1 protein-coding gene is annotated in these 737 nt (G+C 73.0%); it reads right to left on the bottom strand.

The window, feature by feature from the left end:
* The coding region (locus FVW20_RS17470) for a PEP-utilizing enzyme (RefSeq protein WP_269145847.1) at positions 1–737 on the bottom strand (737 nt) is incomplete at both ends.

The following is a 737-nucleotide window of genomic DNA, read 5'->3' as shown; positions in this document are numbered from 1 at the left end:
CCGCCCTGCGCCGGGTGCGGGGCCGCGTGCCGTCGCCCTTTTCCTGCGGCGGCCTGCCGGCGTGCACCCGGCCCGTTGCGCCGTCCACGGTGACCATGCCTCCATCGGGAATGGCCGTGAACGGATCGGCAATGCCGGTGACCACCGGCAGCCCGAATTCTCGCGCCACCGAGGCGAAATGGCAGGCCCGGCTGCCGGTCTGGGCCACCACGGCCTCCAGCCGGTCGATGATCCGGGTCAGCGAGGGGCCAAGGGTGGTGGTGACCAGCACCGTCCCCTGGGGCATGTCGCCGATTTCGCAGCAGATGGCCGCGTGGCGGGCCGTGCCGCTGCCCACCCCGGCGGACACCGGCTCGCTGCCTTCGGCCAGCAGGGGCAGTGATTCGTGGGAAGCGGGTGCGGCGCCTTGCTGCCCGCTTTCCGTGGCGGCGGCCTGTTCCGGCACGATGCCGTGCTCCGTGCCGCCGGGCACCGGGCGCGACTGCACGATGAAGATGCGCCCCGCCGTGTCCAGCACCCATTCCACGTCCTGCGGCTCTCCGAACAGGTTTTCCAGCTCGCGGCCATAGCGGGCCAGGCGCTTCATGTCTTCGGTCGTCAGCAGGGGCGTTGACGGCACCGGCTGGGCAAGGGTGGCCCCCACGGCGTCGGGGCGTTCCAGAATGCGGCTGCGCGGGCGGCGCGACAGCCACGCCGACTGCGCGGGCGTGTCGCCGCTGACCAGCACGTCGCCGGTG

Source organism: Nitratidesulfovibrio oxamicus (assembly GCF_015731765.1).
Classification (GTDB): domain Bacteria; phylum Desulfobacterota; class Desulfovibrionia; order Desulfovibrionales; family Desulfovibrionaceae; genus Cupidesulfovibrio; species Cupidesulfovibrio oxamicus.
This window is presented reverse-complemented; position numbering and strand designations above follow the sequence as displayed.